The sequence below is a fragment of the Streptomyces sp. NBC_00009 genome, assembly GCF_045040855.1.
Taxonomy (GTDB): domain Bacteria; phylum Actinomycetota; class Actinomycetes; order Streptomycetales; family Streptomycetaceae; genus Streptomyces; species Streptomyces aureus.
On record NZ_CP108312.1, the window covers coordinates 3823044 to 3840008 of the forward strand.

Below are 16965 nucleotides of genomic sequence, written 5' to 3' on the forward strand. Positions count from 1 at the left end.
ATGGAGCTCGAGGTGAGGCACCTGCGCGCGCTGTGCGCCATCGACGACACCGGGAGCCTGCACAAGGCGGCACGGCTGCTCGGCATGACCCAGCCGTCCCTGTCCACCCAGCTCAGGCGCATCGAGGACACGCTCGGCGGCGCGCTCTTCGCCCGGGAGCGCACCGGCTGCCGTGCAACCCCCCTGGGCCGCGTCGTCCTCAACCGCGCCCGCCCCCTCGTGGACGGCATGCGCGCTCTCGTCACGGAGACCAGGGCGGCCGGCGCACTCGCCGCGGGCGGCCCCCATCTGCGGATCGGCTCCACGGCGAGCCGGGCCATACCGGGCTGGCTGCGACGGCTGCGGCAGCGCGAGCACCCGCCCGGCGGCGAACCGGCGCTCCGCATGGACGTCTCCGCGAACGCGCTCCTGCGGCTCGTCGGCGACGGACAGCTCGACGTGGCGTTCGTGCACGAGGTCGAGGGCAGCCCGCTGCGCGTCCCGCCGGGTCTGCGCTGCCGCGTCCTGGTCGAACGCGAACCGCAGTACGTGTCCCTGGCCGCCGACCATCCGGCCGCCCGGCGCCGCGTCGTGCGCCTCGCCGACCTCGCGGACGACCGGTGGATGGTCGACCCCACCGTGGACGGCGAGTGGCACGGGCTCCTGCGGGTGCTCCGGGCCGCCGGGCTCAACCCCCGGATCCTGCACGGCGACTACCTCACGGCGGCGTCCCTGGTCGCCACGGGCGAGGTCGTCGCCCTGTGCCAGCCGACCTCACGGGCCCGCCCCGACATGGCCATAAGACCCCTCGACGGCGACCCGATCGGCGTACGCCTCGTCCTCGCCGCCCGCACGGAGGCCGAACTGGACGCGGTCTACGGGGACTTGGAGGGCGCCTACTGGGAAGCGGCCCGGCAGGCACCCGCGTATCGCGAGCGCCTGCCGGACGCGGCATCGGCCTGAGGCGACCGAGGAGCGATGAAGTTGCCCAGTTGGGCGAAGGCCCACGAGTGAAGTGCGGCCCGTTGGGGCTTGCGAAGCCGTACCCTCTGGCGGATGCCCGTGAGGTCCTCCAGGGCAATCCCGCGCGAGGTGCGTTGAGCCTCGGCCGCGATGTATTTCGCGATTTTGTGGTTGACGTCCTTGGCTCGTCGAGCCTCTTTGCGACGCCGCCGGTGTACCCGTCGCCTGGCTGACTTGGTGCCCTTCAGGCTGCGCCGACAGCCCAAAGAGGTCTTTCACCTCGCCATGGACAGCGATCTGCAATGACTTCCTGTCGAACAGCCGCCGCTCGAACGCCACACCGGAGACCCGGTCAGCAGCCGTATTGCAGGCGTGCAGGGCCGCCTTCAATGCCTCTGCCCTGTTCAGGCGTAGGCAGGAGCTTCACCTGCACAACCAGCTTCACGCCGCCAAGCTAGCTCCAATTACCGTGCAGATATGGATGATTCGCGATGTTGACTGCTTTATGCCTTAATCTCCCTGACATTCCATTCAGGGCAGGGCGCATCGGAGTGCGGGAACGGCAGGGTGGGCGACCCTGCCCAAGATCACGGAACGTGGCGGCTAACCTTACGTGTCCGCCCTGGCCAGGGGTTACGGAAACCAACTCATGCGAAGGGTTGCGCACATGGGCATTCGGAATCTCCTGCGGAACGCGTTCGGAAGGCCGCGGAAGTCCTCGCGGGGTGACGAGGCGGCGACCGCCGCACCCGAGGCGACGGTCCCGGCACCGGCCGGCGAGGCGACCCTGCCAAAGGCCGCTCCCGCCGAGTCGGCAAACACGCCCGAGGCCGCTCCCGCCGTGGCAAAGGCGAGGGTGCCCGCACCTTCGACCGAGCCGACGCCCGCGCCGTCGACGCGCGAGGCGGACGACCTGGTGGCCGCGGCATTCGACAACATCAAGGTCCCGAAGCCGTCCGCGCCGGTGGGCGAGAAGGCCGCCGCCGACGCGGAAGCGGAACCGACCACGGAGCACGCGGAGCCGGTGGCGGCGGAGGCTGAGCCGGCAGCGGAGGCGGCCGCAGAGCCTGTCGCCGAGCCGGACGTGAAGACGGAGGCCGAGGCTGACGCAGAGCCTGTCGCAGAGCCGGTGGCGGAGGCGGAGGTGAAGACGGAGGCGGAGGCGTCCCCCGAGGCCGCCGTCGAGCCCGCCGTCAAGACCGAACCGGAGCCCGAGCCCGCCGTCGAGGCCGAGCCCGAGGCCGTCGTCGAGACCGAGCCCGAGGCCGTCGTCGAGACCGAGCCCGAGGCCATCGCCGAGACCGAGCCGGAGGCCATCGTCGAGGCCGAAGCGGAACCGGCTGCCGAGAGCCCTGAGCCCGTCGCCGAGCCCGCGGCGGAGGCGGAGGCTGACGCTGACGCAGAGCCCGTCGCCGAGCCGAAGGTGAAGACGGAGGTGAAGACGGAGGCCGAGGCAGCGCCCGAGGCCGTCGTCGAGACCGAGCCGGAGGCCGAGGCCGAGTCTGCGACCGCCGTCGAGACCAAGCCGGAGGCCGAGCCCGTCGCCGAGAAGCCCGAGGCCGTGGTCGAGCCCGCCGCTGAGCCTGTGGCCGAGCCCGAGCCGGAGGCCATCGCCGAGACCGAGCCCGAGCCCGAGGCCGTCGCCGAGACCGAGCCCGAGCCCGAGGCCGTCGTCGAGCCCGTCGCCGAGACCGAGCCCGAGCCCGAGGCCGTCGTCGAGCCCGTCGCCGCTGCCGCGTCGGAGCCCGAAGTCGTCGCCGACCCCGAGCCCGTCGCCGCCGAGGCCGATGTGGCCGAGTCCGTCGCTGAGCCCGCGCCGCAGGCCGACGTGGCCGAGCCCGTCGTCGAGGTGGCGCCCGAGCCGGAGGCCGACGCCGACGCCGACGCCGAGGCCTCCGCCCCCGCCCTCCCCCTCGCCCGGGTCAAGTCGCGCGCCCCCGGGCTCGCCGCTGCCTACAAGGCCGCCGGGAGTGTGCTCCAGAAGAACGAGCTCTCCGGGGTCCGGGCCACCGTCTACCTCGTGCTCGACCGGTCGGGTTCGATGCGTCCGTATTACAAGGACGGCTCCGCGCAGGCGCTCGGCGAACAGGTGCTCGCCCTGGCCGCGCACACCGACCCCGAGGCGACCGTGCACGTCGTCTTCTTCTCCACCGACATCGACGGCACCGGCGAGCTCACCCTCGACGGGCACGAGGCTCGCGTGGACGAGCTGCACGCATCGCTCGGCCACATGGGCCGTACCAGCTACCACCGCGCGATCGAAGAGGTCGTGGCGCACCACGAGAAGTCGCAGTCGCAGACGCCCGCCCTGGTCGTCTTCCAGACGGACGGCGCCCCGGACGCGAAGGGCCCGGCCAACCAGGCCCTCGCGGACGCGGCCCGGCACCCGCTGTTCTTCCAGTTCGTCGCGTTCGGCGAGCACGAGGCCAAGGGCTTCGACTACCTGCGCAAGCTGAAGGCGCCCAACGCCGCGTTCTTCCACGCGGGCCCCACCCCCCGCGAGCTCACGGACACCGAGCTGTACGAGGGGCTGCTCGCGGACCTGCCGCAGTGGCTGGGCTCGCAGCAGGCCTGACCCCCGCACGACCCGCGCCCCCTGTTCCCGCCCCGGCGGGACGGGGGGCGCCGCCGTTCCCCCCGCGCCGTTCCCCCCGAATCGGGAGAAGCTGGATGAATTCCGGCACCGAGGGAAGGACCGCGCACCATGAAGGCCGCCGTAGTCACCGACTTCACCCGGCCCCTGGAGATCCAGCACCGTGTGATCCCGCGGCCGGCGGCGCACCAGGTCCTCGTCCGCATGGAGGCGAGCGGGCTGTGCCACACGGACATCCACGCCGCAGCCGGTGACTGGCCCGTCAAGCCGGTCCCGCCGTTCGTCCCGGGCCACGAGGGCATCGGGATCGTCGAGGACCTGGGCGAGCGGGTCGGCCACATCAACGTCGGCGACCGCGTCGCCATCGCCTGGCTGGGCGAGGCGTGCGGCTACTGCGACCACTGCGTGTCCGGCTGGGAGACGCTCTGCCTGAGGCAGCGGAACAGCGGCTACTCGGTCGACGGCTCCTTCTCCGAGTACGCCGTCGCGCACGGCGACTACGTCGTGAAGGTCCCCGACGGCCTCGACCCCCTGGACGCCGCTCCGCTGACCTGCGCGGGAGTGACGACGTACAAGGCCGTGAAGGTGTCGGGCGCCGGCCCCGGCAAGCGCGTCCTGATCTCCGGGATCGGCGGCCTCGGCCATCTCGCCCTCCAGTACGCACGGATCGCGGGCGCCGAGACCGTCGCCGTGGACGTCACCGACGACAAGCTGCGCCTCGCGCACGAGCTGGGCGCCGACCATGTCATCGACGCCCGTACCCAGGACGTCGCCGAGGCGGTGCGCGGGCTGGGCGGTGCCGATGTCGCGATCGGGCTCGCCGTGTCGAACGCGTCGCTCCGGGCGGCGTACGGCTCCCTGCGCAGGCACGGCACGCTCGTCCTGGTCGCGCTGCCCGCCGGAGGGAAGCTGGAACTGCCCGTGTTCGAGCACGTGCTCGAAGGCAAGAGCGTGATCGGTTCGATCGTCGGCACCCGGCAGGACCTCGCAGAGGTCTTCCAGCTGCACCGCCTCGGCCGTACCCGCGTCATCCGCGAGCAGCGCAGGCTCAAGGAGGTCAACGAGGCGATCGAGGACATCCTGGCGGGCCGGGTCACGGCCCGGCTGGTCTTCGACTTCCGCTAGGCACCGCACCCGCACCGGCACCCGCACCGCACCCCCAGGGCCGTCCACCCCGTAAATACGGGGAGGGGCGGCCCCGCCGTGTCGGATACGATTCTTTGATTCGACTGACGTACACCGTCACCGCACGCAGCGACTTGGGAGCAGCCCCCGATGGCTCGACACCTCATCACCAGCGCCCTTCCGTACATCAACGGAATCAAGCACCTGGGCAACATGGTGGGGTCCATGCTCCCGGCGGACGTGTACTCCCGGTACCTCCGCCAGCGCGGCCACGACGTCCTGTACATCTGCGCCACCGACGAGCACGGCACGCCCGCCGAGCTGGCCGCGAAGGAGCAGGGCCTGCCGGTCGCCGAGTTCTGCGGGCAGGCGCACGACGCGCAGAAGGCCGTGTACGACGGCTTCGGCCTGGCCTTCGACCACTTCGGCCGCAGCTCGTCCGCGCAGAACGCGGAGCTCACGCAGCACTTCGCGCGCAAGCTGAACGAGAACGGCTTCATCGAGGAGCGCGCGATCCGTCAGGTGTACTCGCCTGCCGACGGCCGCTTCCTGCCGGACCGCTACGTCGAGGGCACCTGTCCGCACTGCGGCTACGACAAGGCGCGCGGCGACCAGTGCGAGAACTGCACGCGCGTCCTGGACCCGACGGACCTGATCAACCCGCGCTCGGCGATCTCCGGCTCCACGGACCTTGAGGTCCGCGAGACGAAGCACCTCTTCCTGCTCCAGTCGAAGCTGCAGGTCGAGGTCGAGGAGTGGATCGCGCAGACCGCGGGCGAGTGGCCGCAGCTGGCCTCCTCCATCGCCCGCAAGTGGCTGACCGAGGGCCTGCACGACCGCGCGATCACCCGTGACCTGGACTGGGGCGTCCCCGTCCCGGCCGACACGTGGCCGGAGCTGGCCGCCGAGGGCAAGGTCTTCTACGTCTGGTTCGACGCCCCGATCGAGTACATCGGCTCGACGAAGGAGTGGTCGGACCAGAGCCCGGCGGACCGCGACTGGAAGTCGTGGTGGTACAAGGCCGACGACGTCCGGTACACGCAGTTCATGGCCAAGGACAACGTCCCGTTCCACAGCGTCATGTTCCCCGCCACGGAGATGGGCGTGCGCGAGCCGTGGAAGAAGGTCGACTACCTCAAGTCCTTCAACTGGCTGACGTACTACGGCGGCAAGTTCTCCACGTCGCAGAAGCGCGGCATCTTCACGGACGCCGCCCTGGAGATCCTCCCGGCCGACTACTGGCGCTACTTCCTCATCGCCAACGCGCCGGAGTCCGACGACTCCTCCTTCACGTGGGAGCACTTCGCGGCCACGGTGAACAAGGACCTCGCCGACACTCTCGGCAACTTCGTGAACCGCGTCCTGTCCTTCTCCCGCAAGCGCTTCGGTGACGACGTGCCCGCGGGCAAGGAGGCCGGCGAGGCGGAGGCGAAGCTGGGCACGGAGATCGCCGCGCTGCTCGCCGAGTACGAGGCCCAGATGGAGGCCCTCCAGTTCCGCAAGGCCGCGTCCGCGCTGCGCGCCCTGTGGTCGGCGGGCAACTCCTACCTGGAGGAGAAGGCCCCCTGGCTGGAGATCAAGACCGACCCGGAGGCCGCGGCCCTCACGCTGCGTACGGCGATGAACCTCATCCACCTGTACGCGGTCGTGTCCGAGCCCTTCATCCCGGCCTCGTCGAAGGCGATGCGCGGCGCGTTCGCGCTGGCCGACGACACGGCCACGTGGGTCACCGCCGAGCAGGCCAAGGCCCTGGACACCGTCCCCGCGGGCACGGCCTTCACGGTCCCGCCGGTGCTCTTCGCGAAGATCACCGAGGAGGACCTGGAGTCCTACCGCGAGCGCTTCGGCGGCGCTCCGGAGTAACGCATTCCGGGGGAAAGGGGTGCGGGGACCTTCCCCCGCACCCCTTTCCCGTACCCCGTTACTGGCATGTTCACGACCGCGATTAGGGTTTCGCCATGCCAGTTCCCGCAACCATCCCGATCGCCCACGAGCCGGACCACCGCACCGCCACCATCGGCCGGTACGCGGACGGCCAGTTCCTGGCCACGGTGACGTACGCCTTCCCGGAGGGCTACCGCCCCGACGACGGCTGGGAGGAGCACAAGCGTCTCTACGCGGTGCTCCACACGTTCGACGCCTCGGGCAGGTACCGCGACTCGGAGATCTGGTGCGCGGGGACCTGGGCCGAGGGTGCCGAACTCGCCCAGGCCCACGCCCACTTGGACAAACTCCTGGCAGCCCTGCCCGGCCGCGCCTACGGCGACATCGCCGTCCGCCCGTTCCGGCTCGCCGTGGACCGCGTGCTGTTCGGCCTGATCGCCGAGGACGACGACGAGGGCGGCTGGGCCGAGCTCTACCCGGACCGCCTCGGCTTCGGCGAACCGTGGGACGGCCGGTACGACACCTGAGCGCAGCCCGCGGCGGCGCCCGTCAGGAAGCCGCCGAGGCGGAAGCGCCCGGCTGCGTGTCCGTGCTGTCGTGTGTCTCGTCGGGTGCCACCGCCATCGTGATCGACCCGATGACGCCCTTCGCGATGCGCCCCTTGCCGTACGTCAGCTTCAGCAGGCCGCCCGTCGTCCCGCTCTGGTCGTAGATCGTGTCCTCGGTGAGCGTCGTGCGCTCGGTCGTGCTCGTCGAGTACGGCGCGACCTTCCCGGAGGCGATGACCGCGGCCTCCTCGAAGAAGAACTGGCCGGTGTGGCAGGTGTGGCCGCCCTCGTAGCCGGCGTCGGTCCACTTGCCGTCCACATGGACCTTGGTGTGGATGTGCACGGCACGGCCCCGGTACCAGCCGGGGAAGATCGTCCTGAACTCGACGCTGCCGTGCTTGTCCGTCTTCCAGGTGCCGCGCAGATAGCGCTCGTCGTCGGTGGGCTCCTCGTGCCCGCCGCCACCGCCACCGCCGGGCGGGGCACCCGTCGGGGTGCCGGACGGCTGGTCGGTCGGGGCTCCGCTCGGGGCGCCGCTCGGGGGCGTGCCGCCACCGCCACCGGTGGAGAGCGACTCGTACCCGGAGTAGATCCCGAGCGCGTCGCAGTGCCAGATGTCGACCGCCGCGTTCCGCACGGGCTTGCACGTCTCGGCGTCGATCACCTTGAGGCGGAGGACCATCGGGATGCCCTCCTTGTCCTCCGTGATGTCACGGCGGAGCTTGTCCGCGTCGATGTAGTACGGGCCCTCGGTGGTCTCCGAGGTGAGCCGGTAGCAGGACTCCGCCTCGGACTTCGTGTCGGCGGCGTCCGTCTCCCCCGCGAACGCGTTGGCGGCGATGGAGCCCCCGACGCCGACGGCCGCCACGGCGGCTCCGCCCGCGAGGATGACCTTCCGACGGGTCATGTCGCGTTTGTGTGCTGGTCCCTGAATCTCTGTCATGGGAAGCGAAGCTAGGACCGCCACCTGTCAGGGACATGGGGATGCGCTGTGAGTCCGCACAGCGAAGGGGCCGGAACCGATCAACGGTTCCGGCCCCTTCGGACGACTGGCGGGTGCTACTTCTTCTCGCCCACCGGCTTGCGCAGCTGGATGTTCAGCTCGCGCAGGCGCGTCTCGTCGAGCTCCGTGGGCGCGCCCATCATCAGGTCCTGCGCGTTGCCGTTGAGCGGGAACGCGATGGTCTCGCGGATGTTCGGCTCGTCGGCGAGGAGCATGACGATGCGGTCGACGCCGGGGGCGATCCCGCCGTGCGGCGGGGCGCCGAAGCGGAACGCGCGGAGCATGCCCGCGAACTGCTCCTCGACGGTGTCACGGTCGTAGCCCGCGATCTCGAAGGCCTTGAGCATGATCTCGGGCTCGTGGTTCCGGATCGCGCCGGAGGACAGCTCCGTGCCGTTGCAGACGATGTCGTACTGCCAGCCCAGGATGTCCAGCGGGTCCTTGGTCTCCAGGGCCTCGAGGCCGCCCTGCGGCATGGAGAACGGGTTGTGCGAGAAGTCGATCTTCCCGGTGTCCTCGTCCTTCTCGTACATCGGGAAGTCGACGATCCAGCAGAAGCGGAAGACGCCCTCCTCGAAGTGCCCGGCGCGCTTGGCGGCCTCGACACGGACGGCGCCCATGATCTTGGAGACCTCGTCGAACTCGCCCGCGCCGAAGAACACGGCGTGGCCGGCCTTCAGGCCGAGGCGCTCGGTGAGGACCTTGACGTTCTCGTCCGTGAGGAACTTCGCGATCGGGCCCGTGAGGGACCCGTCCTCGGCGACGCGGACCCAGGCGAGGCCCTTCGCGCCCTGCTCGACCGCGTAGTCACCGAGGCCGTCGAAGAACTTGCGGGACTGCGACGCGGTGTCCGGGACGGGCAGCGCGCGCACGTGCTTCCCGGCGAACGCCTTGAACTCGGAGCCCTCGAACACGTCCGAGATGTCGACCAGTTCGAGCTGGGCGCGCAGGTCCGGCTTGTCAGAGCCGTACTTGAGCATCGACTCGCGGAACGGGATCCGCGGGAACGGGGACGTGACGTGGCGGCCGCCGCCGAACTCCTCGAAGAGCTCGGTCATCAGCTTCTCGATCGGCTGGAAGACGTCCTCCTGCTCGACGAAGGACATCTCCACGTCGAGCTGGTAGAACTCGCCCGGCGAACGGTCCGCGCGGGCATCCTCGTCGCGGAAGCAGGGCGCGATCTGGAAGTAGCGGTCGAAGCCCGAGATCATCAGCAGCTGCTTGAACTGCTGCGGGGCCTGCGGCAGCGCGTAGAACTTGCCCGGGTTCAGGCGCGAGGGGACCACGAAGTCGCGGGCACCCTCCGGGGAGGTGGCGCTCAGGATCGGCGTCGCCATCTCGTTGAACCCGAGAGCCACCATCTTGGAACGGATGGAGGCGATGACGGACGAGCGCAGCATGATGTTGCGGTGCATGCGCTCGCGGCGCAGGTCGAGGAAGCGGTACTCCAGGCGCCGCTCCTCGTTCACCCCGTCGTCCGCGTTGATCGTGAACGGGATCTGCTGGGCCGCGCCGAGCACCTCGACCTCGGCGGCCTCGATCTCGATCTCGCCCGTGGGCAGCTCGGAGTTCACGTTGTCGGCGCCGCGCGAGACGACCTTGCCGTCGACGCGGACGACCGTCTCCTTGGTCAGCCTGTCGAGGACCTCGGCGGCGGCGGTGCCGGGGCGGGCGACGAGCTGCGTGATCCCGTAGTGGTCGCGCAGATCGATGAAGAGGATGCCGCCCAGGTCGCGCCGATTGTGCAGCCAGCCGCTCAGCCGGACGTCGGATCCGACGTCAGAGGCGCGGAGCTCGCCGCAGGTGTGGGACCTGTACCGATGCATCGTCGTTCATCCAGTCTTTGCGATTGGGGATTGGCCGGGCATGCCCGAAGCCCCAGGGTACCGGCCACCCCAAGATCGCTCTGCGAATAGTCTCGGTGGCCGTCCACGATCACCTCTTCTTAGAGTGGGGCCATGCGCACTGGTGACCCCCTGCCGCCCGTGGGGGACGTTCTCGCCGCCCTCGACACCGGTGTGTGGCGGTGGGACAACCGGGCCGGGCTGGTCACCTTCGACGCGGAGGCAGCCCGGCTGCTCGGCCTGCCCGCATCCCGGGTAACGCTGACGGAGGCCGCCGTACGCTCCCGTTTCCACCCCGTCGACTGGAACGAGATCTACGGCGTGGTGCAGCTCGCCGTCGCCGAGGGCACCCTCGCCGAGGCCCGGATGCGGATCATGGACGATCAGGGCGTGGTCATCAGGACCGTACGCAGCCGCTCCAAGCCGGTCGTGCACGGCGACTCTCACGCGTACGAGCTGATCGGCACGCTCCAGGAGGTCAGCGAGCCCACGCCCGGGTCCGCGGCGCGCACCCCCGTGACCGGCGACTGGCGGCGCTCCCGCGAGGCGTTCCTGCTGGACGCCGGGCGGGCGCTCGCCGAGGCGGGGTCCACCGAGGAGGTCCTGCGGGTCGCGGCCGGGCTCTCCATGCCGGGGTTCTCGCCGGACGGCCTCGCCGTCTTCGGCGTCGGCGGCGACCGGCTCACGGTCATCGGACACCACGGGCACGAGCCGGGCGAGGAGGGGCCCTTCACGGACATGCCCCTCGACACCGACTATCCGGCTGCCGAGGTGGTGCGCACCGGCCGCGCCGTCTATCTGTCGTCGCCCGAGCAGTACCGCCTGCGCTACCAGGCCGCCTGGCCTCTGGCCCAGCGCTTCCAGCGGCAGTCCTGGGCGTTCCTGCCGCTCATCGTGGCCGGCCGCACCATCGGCACCTGGATGGCCGCGTTCGCCTACCCGGTGTCCTTCACTCCCGACGAGCGCTCCGTCCTGACGACGGTGGCGCGCATGCTGGCGCAGGCCCTGTCGCGCGCCGGGATCACCGAGTCGGAACGGGAGCTGACGGACGGACTCCAGCGCTCGATGCTGCCCACGCTCGGCCCCGAGATCCCGGGGATGAGCGTCGCCGCCCGCTATGTGCCGACCGGCGGCGGCCTCCAGGTCGGCGGCGACTGGTACGACATGATCCCGCTGCCCACCGGGCGCATAGCGCTCGTCATCGGCGACGTGCAGGGGCACGACGTGCGGGCCGCGGGCCTGATGGGACAGCTGCGGATCGCGCTGCGGGCGTACGCGTCCGAGGGGCATCGCCCGGACGCCGTCCTCTCCCGCGCCTCGCGCTTCCTGTACGGGGTCACCGACTCCATCACGTACGGCTCCACGGGCGGCCCCGGCAAGGGCATCGAGAAGGGCTCGGAGGCGGGCGACCCGCGCTTCGCGACCTGCCTGTACGTGGAGGCCGACCCGAAGACGGGAATCCTGGAGATCGCCCGCGCGGGCCATCCCGACCCCGCGATACGCATGACCGACGGAACGGTCCTGGTACGGCCCACCGCGGGCGGGCTGCCCCTCGGCGTCGACCCCGACGCCGACTACCCCACGACCCGGCTCACCCTCGAACCCGGCGACACCCTGCTGATCTGCACCGACGGCCTCATCGAGACGGGCGGCCACGACCTCGACACCGGCTGGGCCCGCATCCGCGGCATCCTCGAGGAGCACGGCGGGCACGGGGAGCACTCCACCGACCCCGACCGCCTGGAGGACCTGGCAGACGCACTCGTGCGGGCCGTGCACGGCCCCTCCTCGCACTACACGACGGGCCCGCTCGTCGACCGGCGCGAGGACGACATAGCGGTACTGCTCCTGGCCAGGACGGGCCTGCCCGAGGCGCCCGTGCCCGCGCGCCGGACCGCGATGACCGTCGCCCAGGCCGAGCCGGAGCGGGTCGCCGCCGCCCGCCAGCACCTGCGCGAGCTGCTGCACGACTGGACCGACGAGGACCAGGTCGACTCGGCGGTCCTGATGATCTCGGAGATGCTCACGAACGTCCTCGTCCACACGGACGGTGACGCGCTCCTGGTCGCCGAGGTCGCCGACGGGCCCGCGCGGCGGCTGCGCGCCGAGGTCGCCGACGCCAGTGACGACCTGCCGCACAAGCGCCACCCGGGCGAGCTCGCGTCATCCGGGCGCGGCCTCGTCCTGGTGGAGCTGCTCGCCGACCGCTGGGGCGTGGACCCGAGGGGCGAGGGCAAGAGCATCTGGTTCGAGCTCTACGAGTCTTCGGCCGACGTTTCACGTGAACCCCCAGACGGCGCTGACGGCGCCGCCGGCCCCTCGCCTGCGGAGTAGCGCTTGCGCAGCTCCCCGATCACCCCGAAGGCGGCCGCCGTCACCGGCACCGCGAGCAGCATGCCGAGGATGCCCGCGACGGAGGCGCCCGCCGTGATCGCCAGCATCACCATCGCGGGATGCATCTGCACGGTGCGGGACTGGATCATCGGCTGAAGGATGTGGCCCTCCAGCTGCTGCACGGCCAGGATGACGCCGAGCGCCCACAGGGCGGTCACCCAGCCCCGGTCGGCGAGTGCCACCAGGACGGCCACCGCGCCGGAGATCGTCGCCCCGAGGTAGGGGATGTACGCGGTGACGAAGACCAGGGAGCCGAGCCCGACCGCGCCGGGCACCCGCAGGATGAGCAGGCCGACGGTGATGCAGATCGAGTCGATGAGCGCGATCAGCGTGGTCCCGCGCATGAAGCCCTCGACGGCCTGGAAGGCACGCCGCCCCATTGCCTCCAGCGTGTCCCCGGCGCGGCCGGGCGCGAGGCTGTGCGCGAGGCCCGCTGCGCGGTCGGAGTCCTTGAGGAAGAAGAACGTGAGCAGGAGGGCGAGAACGCTGGTCGTGAGGAGCGAGCCGAGGACGGAGAGCCCGGCGATCACTCCGCTCGCGGCGCTGGCGCCCCACTTGGACAGCAGCTTCTTGAGGCTGCCGGCGGCGGATCCTAGGTCGTCGGCCACGGTGATCCCGAAGTGGCTCTTGATCCAGCCGCCGGCCTCCCGCACCGAGTCGACGATCTGGTCGCCGGTGTCGATGAGGGTCTTGACGACGATGTAGCCGGCGCCGCCGACGACGGCGACGAGGGCGACACACGTGAGGGCGGCGGCGAGCGCCCGGTTGACCTTCCTGCGGATCAGCCAGCCGTGCACCGGCCCGAGCAGGGCCGTGCCGAGCAGGGCGAGCAGCAGGGGCGTGACGGCCGTCTTGAAGACGATGCACAGCCAGACACCGACGGCCGCCACCCCGGTGACGAGCAACGCCAGGGCGCACCAGGCGGCGGTGCGGCGGGCTGGTTCGGGAAGAAGCGGCTTACCTGTACCTGTGTGCACCCCCACAGGGCATCACGCGCGCGTGGCCCCGACCTTCCGGACGGGGCCACGCGAGTGACGGGCAATCAGATACCGCTTACGTGTGCGGGATCCGCTCTCCCGGGATGACCCCGAGCCGGCCCGCCTGGAAGTCGTCGAACGCCTGCTGGAGTTCGTCGCGGGTGTTCATGACGAACGGACCGTAGTGCGCCATCGGCTCCCGGATCGGGCGGCCGCCCAGGAGGACGACCTCGAGGTCCGGGGTGTTGGAGTCCTGCGTCTCGTCCGCGCGGACGGTCAGCGAGGAGCCCGCGCCGAAGACGGCGGTCTGGCCCATGTGGACCGGCCTGCGGTCGGTGCCGACGGTGCCGCGGCCGGCGAGGACGTACGCGAGGCCGTTGAACTCCTCGCGCCACGGCAGCGTCAGCTCGGCGCCGGGGCGGACGGTCGCGTGGACCATCGTGATCGGCGTGTGCGTGATGCCGGGGCCGTCGTGACCGTCGAGCTCACCCGCGATGACGCGCAGCAGGGCGCCGCCGTCGGCGGTGGTGAGGAGCTTGACCTGGCCACCGCGGATGTCCTGGTAGCGGGGGTCCTTCATCTTGTCGGCGGCCGGGAGGTTCACCCACAGCTGGAGGCCGTGGAAGAGCCCGCCGGACATGACGAGCGCCTCCGGCGGCGCCTCGATGTGCAGGAGGCCCGAGCCGGCCGTCATCCACTGGGTGTCGCCGTTGGTGATGGTGCCGCCACCACCGTTGGAGTCCTGGTGAACGAAGGTGCCGTCGATGATGTAGGTGACGGTCTCGAAGCCGCGGTGCGGGTGCCAGGGCGTGCCCTTGGGCTCTCCGGGCGCGTACTCCACCTCACCCATCTGGTCCATCATGATGAACGGGTCGAGGTACTTGTAGTTGATCCCGGCGAACGCTCGGCGCACCGGGAAGCCCTCGCCCTCGAATCCGCTGGGCGCGGTCGTCACGGCCAGCACGGGGCGTGCCACGGCGTCGGCTGACGCGGCCACACGGGGCAGGGTCAGCGGGTTTTCGACGGTCACTGCAGGCATGTCGGGACCTCCTTGTGCTCCGAGTTTAGTTGAACGTAGAACTTTCTGCCACCTGGAACGCGGAACGCCCGGAGGGAATTCCCTCCGGGCGTCCGGTGACGAAGTACTGCGGGGCGGATCAGCCGCCCGCTGAGCAGAGGCGTCTAGCCATACATGCGGCGCATCGCGAAGTCGACCATCTGCTCGACTGCCTTGGCGTCGAAGACCATCCGGTGCTCGCCCTCCATGTCGAGGACGAAGCCGTACCCGGTCGGGAGCAGGTCGATCACCTCGGCGCCGGTGATCACGAAGTACTTGGACTCCTTGCCCGCGTACCTGCGCAGCTCCTTGAGCGAGGTGAACATCGGGATGACCGGCTGCTGGGTGTTGTGCAGCGCGAGGAAGCCGGGGTTGTCGCCGCGCGGGCAGTAGACCTTCGACGTGGCGAAGATCTGCTGGAAGTCCTCGGCGGACATCGAGCCCGTGGTGAACGCGCGGACCGCGTCCGCCAGCGACGGAGGTGACGGCTCCGGATACAGCGGCGGCGCCTGCTGGCCGTACCCGCCCTGCATGCCCTGCTGCGGCGGCGCGTACTGCTGCCCGGGTCCCGCGGTCTGGTCGTAGCCGTACATGGGGGCCAGACTACCGAGCGGGGGCCGAAGCGCGGGCGCCGTTAGACCCTGCTCACATTGGCGGATCAGGGGTTGCGCGTTATTACCGACGGGTAGCATCATCGTAGTCACTTGCTACTTGCGAGTAGTGCGTGTTTACGAAGATCCCGCTTCCAGCCAAACGGAGCCGTCGCCATGGGGCACTACAAGTCGAATCTCCGCGACATCGAGTTCAACCTCTTCGAGGTGCTCGGGCGCGACAAGCTGTACGGCAGCGGCCCGTTCGCGGAGATGGACGTCGACACCGCCAAGAGCATCCTCGACGAGGTGGCCCGCCTCGCCGAGAACGAGCTGGCCGAGTCCTTCACGGACGCCGACCGCAACCCGCCGGTCTTCGACCCGGAGACCAACACCGCTCCGGTACCGGCCAGTTTCAAGAAGTCGTACCAGGCCTTCATGGACTCCGAGTACTGGCGCCTGGGCCTGCCCGAGGAGATCGGCGGCACCACCTCCCCGCGCTCCCTGATCTGGGCCTACGCGGAGCTGCTGCTCGGCTCGAACCCGGCGGTCTGGATGTACTCCTCCGGCCCGGCCTTCGCCGGCATCCTCTTCGAGGAGGGCAACGAGGCGCAGAAGAAGGTCGCCGAGATCGCCGTCGAGAAGCAGTGGGGCTCGACGATGGTCCTGACCGAGCCGGACGCCGGCTCGGACGTGGGCGCCGGCCGCACCAAGGCCGTCCAGCAGGAGGACGGCTCCTGGCACATCGAGGGCGTGAAGCGCTTCATCACGTCCGGTGAGCACGACATGTCGGAGAACATCCTCCACTACGTGCTCGCGCGCCCCGAGGGCCACGGCCCCGGCACCAAGGGCCTCTCCCTCTTCCTGGTCCCGAAGTTCCACTTCGACTGGGAGACCGGCGAGCTGGGCGAGCGCAACGGCGTCTATGCGACGAACGTCGAGCACAAGATGGGCCTCAAGGCGTCCAACACCTGCGAGATGACGTTCGGCGACCAGCACCCCGCCAAGGGCTGGCTCATCGGCGACAAGCACGACGGCATCCGCCAGATGTTCCGCATCATCGAGTTCGCCCGCATGATGGTCGGCACGAAGGCGATCTCCACGCTGTCGACGGGCTACCTGAACGCCCTGGAGTACGCCAAGGAGCGCGTCCAGGGCCCCGACCTGGCCCAGTTCATGGACAAGACCGCCCCCAAGGTCACCATCACGCACCACCCGGACGTGCGCCGCTCGCTCATGACGCAGAAGGCGTACGCGGAGGGCATGCGCGCGCTCGTGCTGCACACCGCCGCCGTCCAGGACGACATCCAGGTCAAGGAGGCGACCGGCGAGGACGCGTCCGCGCTGCACGCCCTGAACGACCTCCTCCTGCCCATCGTGAAGGGCTACGGCTCGGAGAAGGCCTACGAGCAGCTGGCGCAGTCGCTCCAGACGTTCGGCGGCTCGGGTTACCTCCAGGAGTACCCGATCGAGCAGTACATCCGCGACGCCAAGATCGACACCCTCTACGAGGGCACCACCGCGATCCAGGGCCAGGACTTCTTCTTCCGGAAGATCGTCCGCAACCAGGGCGCCGCGCTCAACGGCCTCGCCGAGGAGATCAAGAAGTTCCTCGCGGTCGGCACGGGCGGCGAGGAGCTCGCCCCGGCCCGCGAGGCGCTCGCCAAGGCGGCCGTCGAGCTGGAGGCCATCGTCGGCGTCATGCTGACCGACCTCGCGGCCACCGAGCAGGACACCAAGAACATCTACAAGGTGGGTCTCAACACCACCCGCCTGCTGCTCGCCTCCGGCGACGTGGTCGTCGGCTTCCTGCTGCTGCGCGGCGCTGCCGTCGCCGCCGAGAAGCTGGAGACCGCCTCCGCCAAGGACGTCCCCTTCTACCAGGGCAAGATCGCCGCCGCGAAGTTCTTCGCCGCGAACGTCCTGCCGGGCGTCGGCCTGGAGCGCCGCCTCTCCGAGAAGGTCGAGCTCGACCTGATGGAGCTGGACGAGGCCGCGTTCTAGTCCC

At 70.4% G+C, this 16965-nt stretch carries 12 protein-coding genes and 1 pseudogene; 7 read left to right on the plus strand and 6 right to left on the minus strand.

The features are described 5' to 3' along the window. Positions 1-942 carry a LysR family transcriptional regulator gene (locus tag OHA58_RS17235; RefSeq protein ID WP_405479673.1) on the plus strand — a complete coding sequence of 314 codons (942 nt, stop codon included), beginning with the start codon at positions 1-3 and terminating at the stop codon, positions 940-942. Here the strand turns inward: OHA58_RS17235 and OHA58_RS17240 are convergent. Then, positions 936-1187 (minus strand): annotated as a pseudogene (locus tag OHA58_RS17240) (IS200/IS605 family accessory protein TnpB-related protein); the annotation flags it as partial. The gene OHA58_RS17235 and the pseudogene OHA58_RS17240 sit on opposite strands and share 7 nt — an antisense overlap. A 422-nt stretch (positions 1188-1609) precedes the next feature. Between OHA58_RS17240 and OHA58_RS17245 the strand changes: the two are divergent. The 4 genes from OHA58_RS17245 to OHA58_RS17260 all read left to right on the plus strand — a co-directional run bounded on the left by OHA58_RS17245 (position 1610) and on the right by OHA58_RS17260 (position 7071). Further along, positions 1610-3517 carry a VWA domain-containing protein gene (locus tag OHA58_RS17245; protein WP_405479675.1) on the plus strand — a complete coding sequence of 636 codons (1908 nt, stop codon included), beginning with the start codon at positions 1610-1612 and terminating at the stop codon, positions 3515-3517. A 129-nt stretch (positions 3518-3646) separates the two neighbouring features. Further along, positions 3647-4660, plus strand: a complete 1014-nt coding sequence (adhP, locus tag OHA58_RS17250; RefSeq protein ID WP_405479677.1) for an alcohol dehydrogenase AdhP — start codon at positions 3647-3649, stop codon at positions 4658-4660. 150 nt (positions 4661-4810) lie between these two features. Then, complete coding sequence (gene metG / locus OHA58_RS17255; RefSeq protein ID WP_405479679.1) at positions 4811-6523, plus strand: methionine--tRNA ligase; 1713 nt, start codon at positions 4811-4813, stop codon at positions 6521-6523. A gap of 95 nt (positions 6524-6618) precedes the next feature. After that, the gene (locus tag OHA58_RS17260) at positions 6619-7071 is read left to right on the plus strand and encodes a hypothetical protein (RefSeq protein ID WP_405479680.1); all 453 of its coding nucleotides are present in this window, start codon (positions 6619-6621) and stop codon (positions 7069-7071) included. 22 nt (positions 7072-7093) lie between these two features. On the opposite strand, the gene OHA58_RS17265 is transcribed toward OHA58_RS17260, so the two are convergent. Both OHA58_RS17265 and aspS read right to left on the minus strand, forming a co-directional pair. Beyond that, positions 7094-8035 carry an intradiol ring-cleavage dioxygenase gene (locus OHA58_RS17265; protein ID WP_405479682.1) on the minus strand — a complete coding sequence of 314 codons (942 nt, stop codon included), beginning with the start codon at positions 8033-8035 and terminating at the stop codon, positions 7094-7096. Positions 8036-8151: 116 nt separating this feature from the next. Further along, positions 8152-9921 carry an aspartate--tRNA ligase gene (gene aspS / locus OHA58_RS17270; RefSeq protein ID WP_326712026.1) on the minus strand — a complete coding sequence of 590 codons (1770 nt, stop codon included), beginning with the start codon at positions 9919-9921 and terminating at the stop codon, positions 8152-8154. 132 nt (positions 9922-10053) lie between these two features. On the opposite strand from aspS, the gene OHA58_RS17275 reads away from it, so the two are divergent. After that, complete coding sequence (locus tag OHA58_RS17275) at positions 10054-12273, plus strand: SpoIIE family protein phosphatase (RefSeq protein WP_405479684.1); 2220 nt, start codon at positions 10054-10056, stop codon at positions 12271-12273. Here OHA58_RS17275 and OHA58_RS17280 read toward each other — a convergent pair. From OHA58_RS17280 to OHA58_RS17290, 3 genes are all read right to left on the minus strand, one after another. Beyond that, positions 12195-13310, minus strand: coding sequence for an AI-2E family transporter (locus tag OHA58_RS17280; RefSeq protein ID WP_405479686.1), 1116 nt, complete (start codon positions 13308-13310; stop codon positions 12195-12197). The two genes, OHA58_RS17275 and OHA58_RS17280, sit on opposite strands and share 79 nt — an antisense overlap. Before the next feature lie 76 nt (positions 13311-13386). Then, positions 13387-14349 carry a pirin family protein gene (locus OHA58_RS17285; RefSeq protein WP_405479687.1) on the minus strand — a complete coding sequence of 321 codons (963 nt, stop codon included), beginning with the start codon at positions 14347-14349 and terminating at the stop codon, positions 13387-13389. 143 nt (positions 14350-14492) lie between these two features. Next, positions 14493-14960 carry an SseB family protein gene (locus OHA58_RS17290; RefSeq protein ID WP_100596474.1) on the minus strand — a complete coding sequence of 156 codons (468 nt, stop codon included), beginning with the start codon at positions 14958-14960 and terminating at the stop codon, positions 14493-14495. A 174-nt stretch (positions 14961-15134) separates the two neighbouring features. Here OHA58_RS17290 and OHA58_RS17295 point away from each other — a divergent pair, with 174 nt between their 5' ends. After that, positions 15135-16961 carry an acyl-CoA dehydrogenase gene (locus tag OHA58_RS17295; RefSeq protein WP_405479689.1) on the plus strand — a complete coding sequence of 609 codons (1827 nt, stop codon included), beginning with the start codon at positions 15135-15137 and terminating at the stop codon, positions 16959-16961. Positions 16962-16965 lie beyond the last annotated feature (4 nt).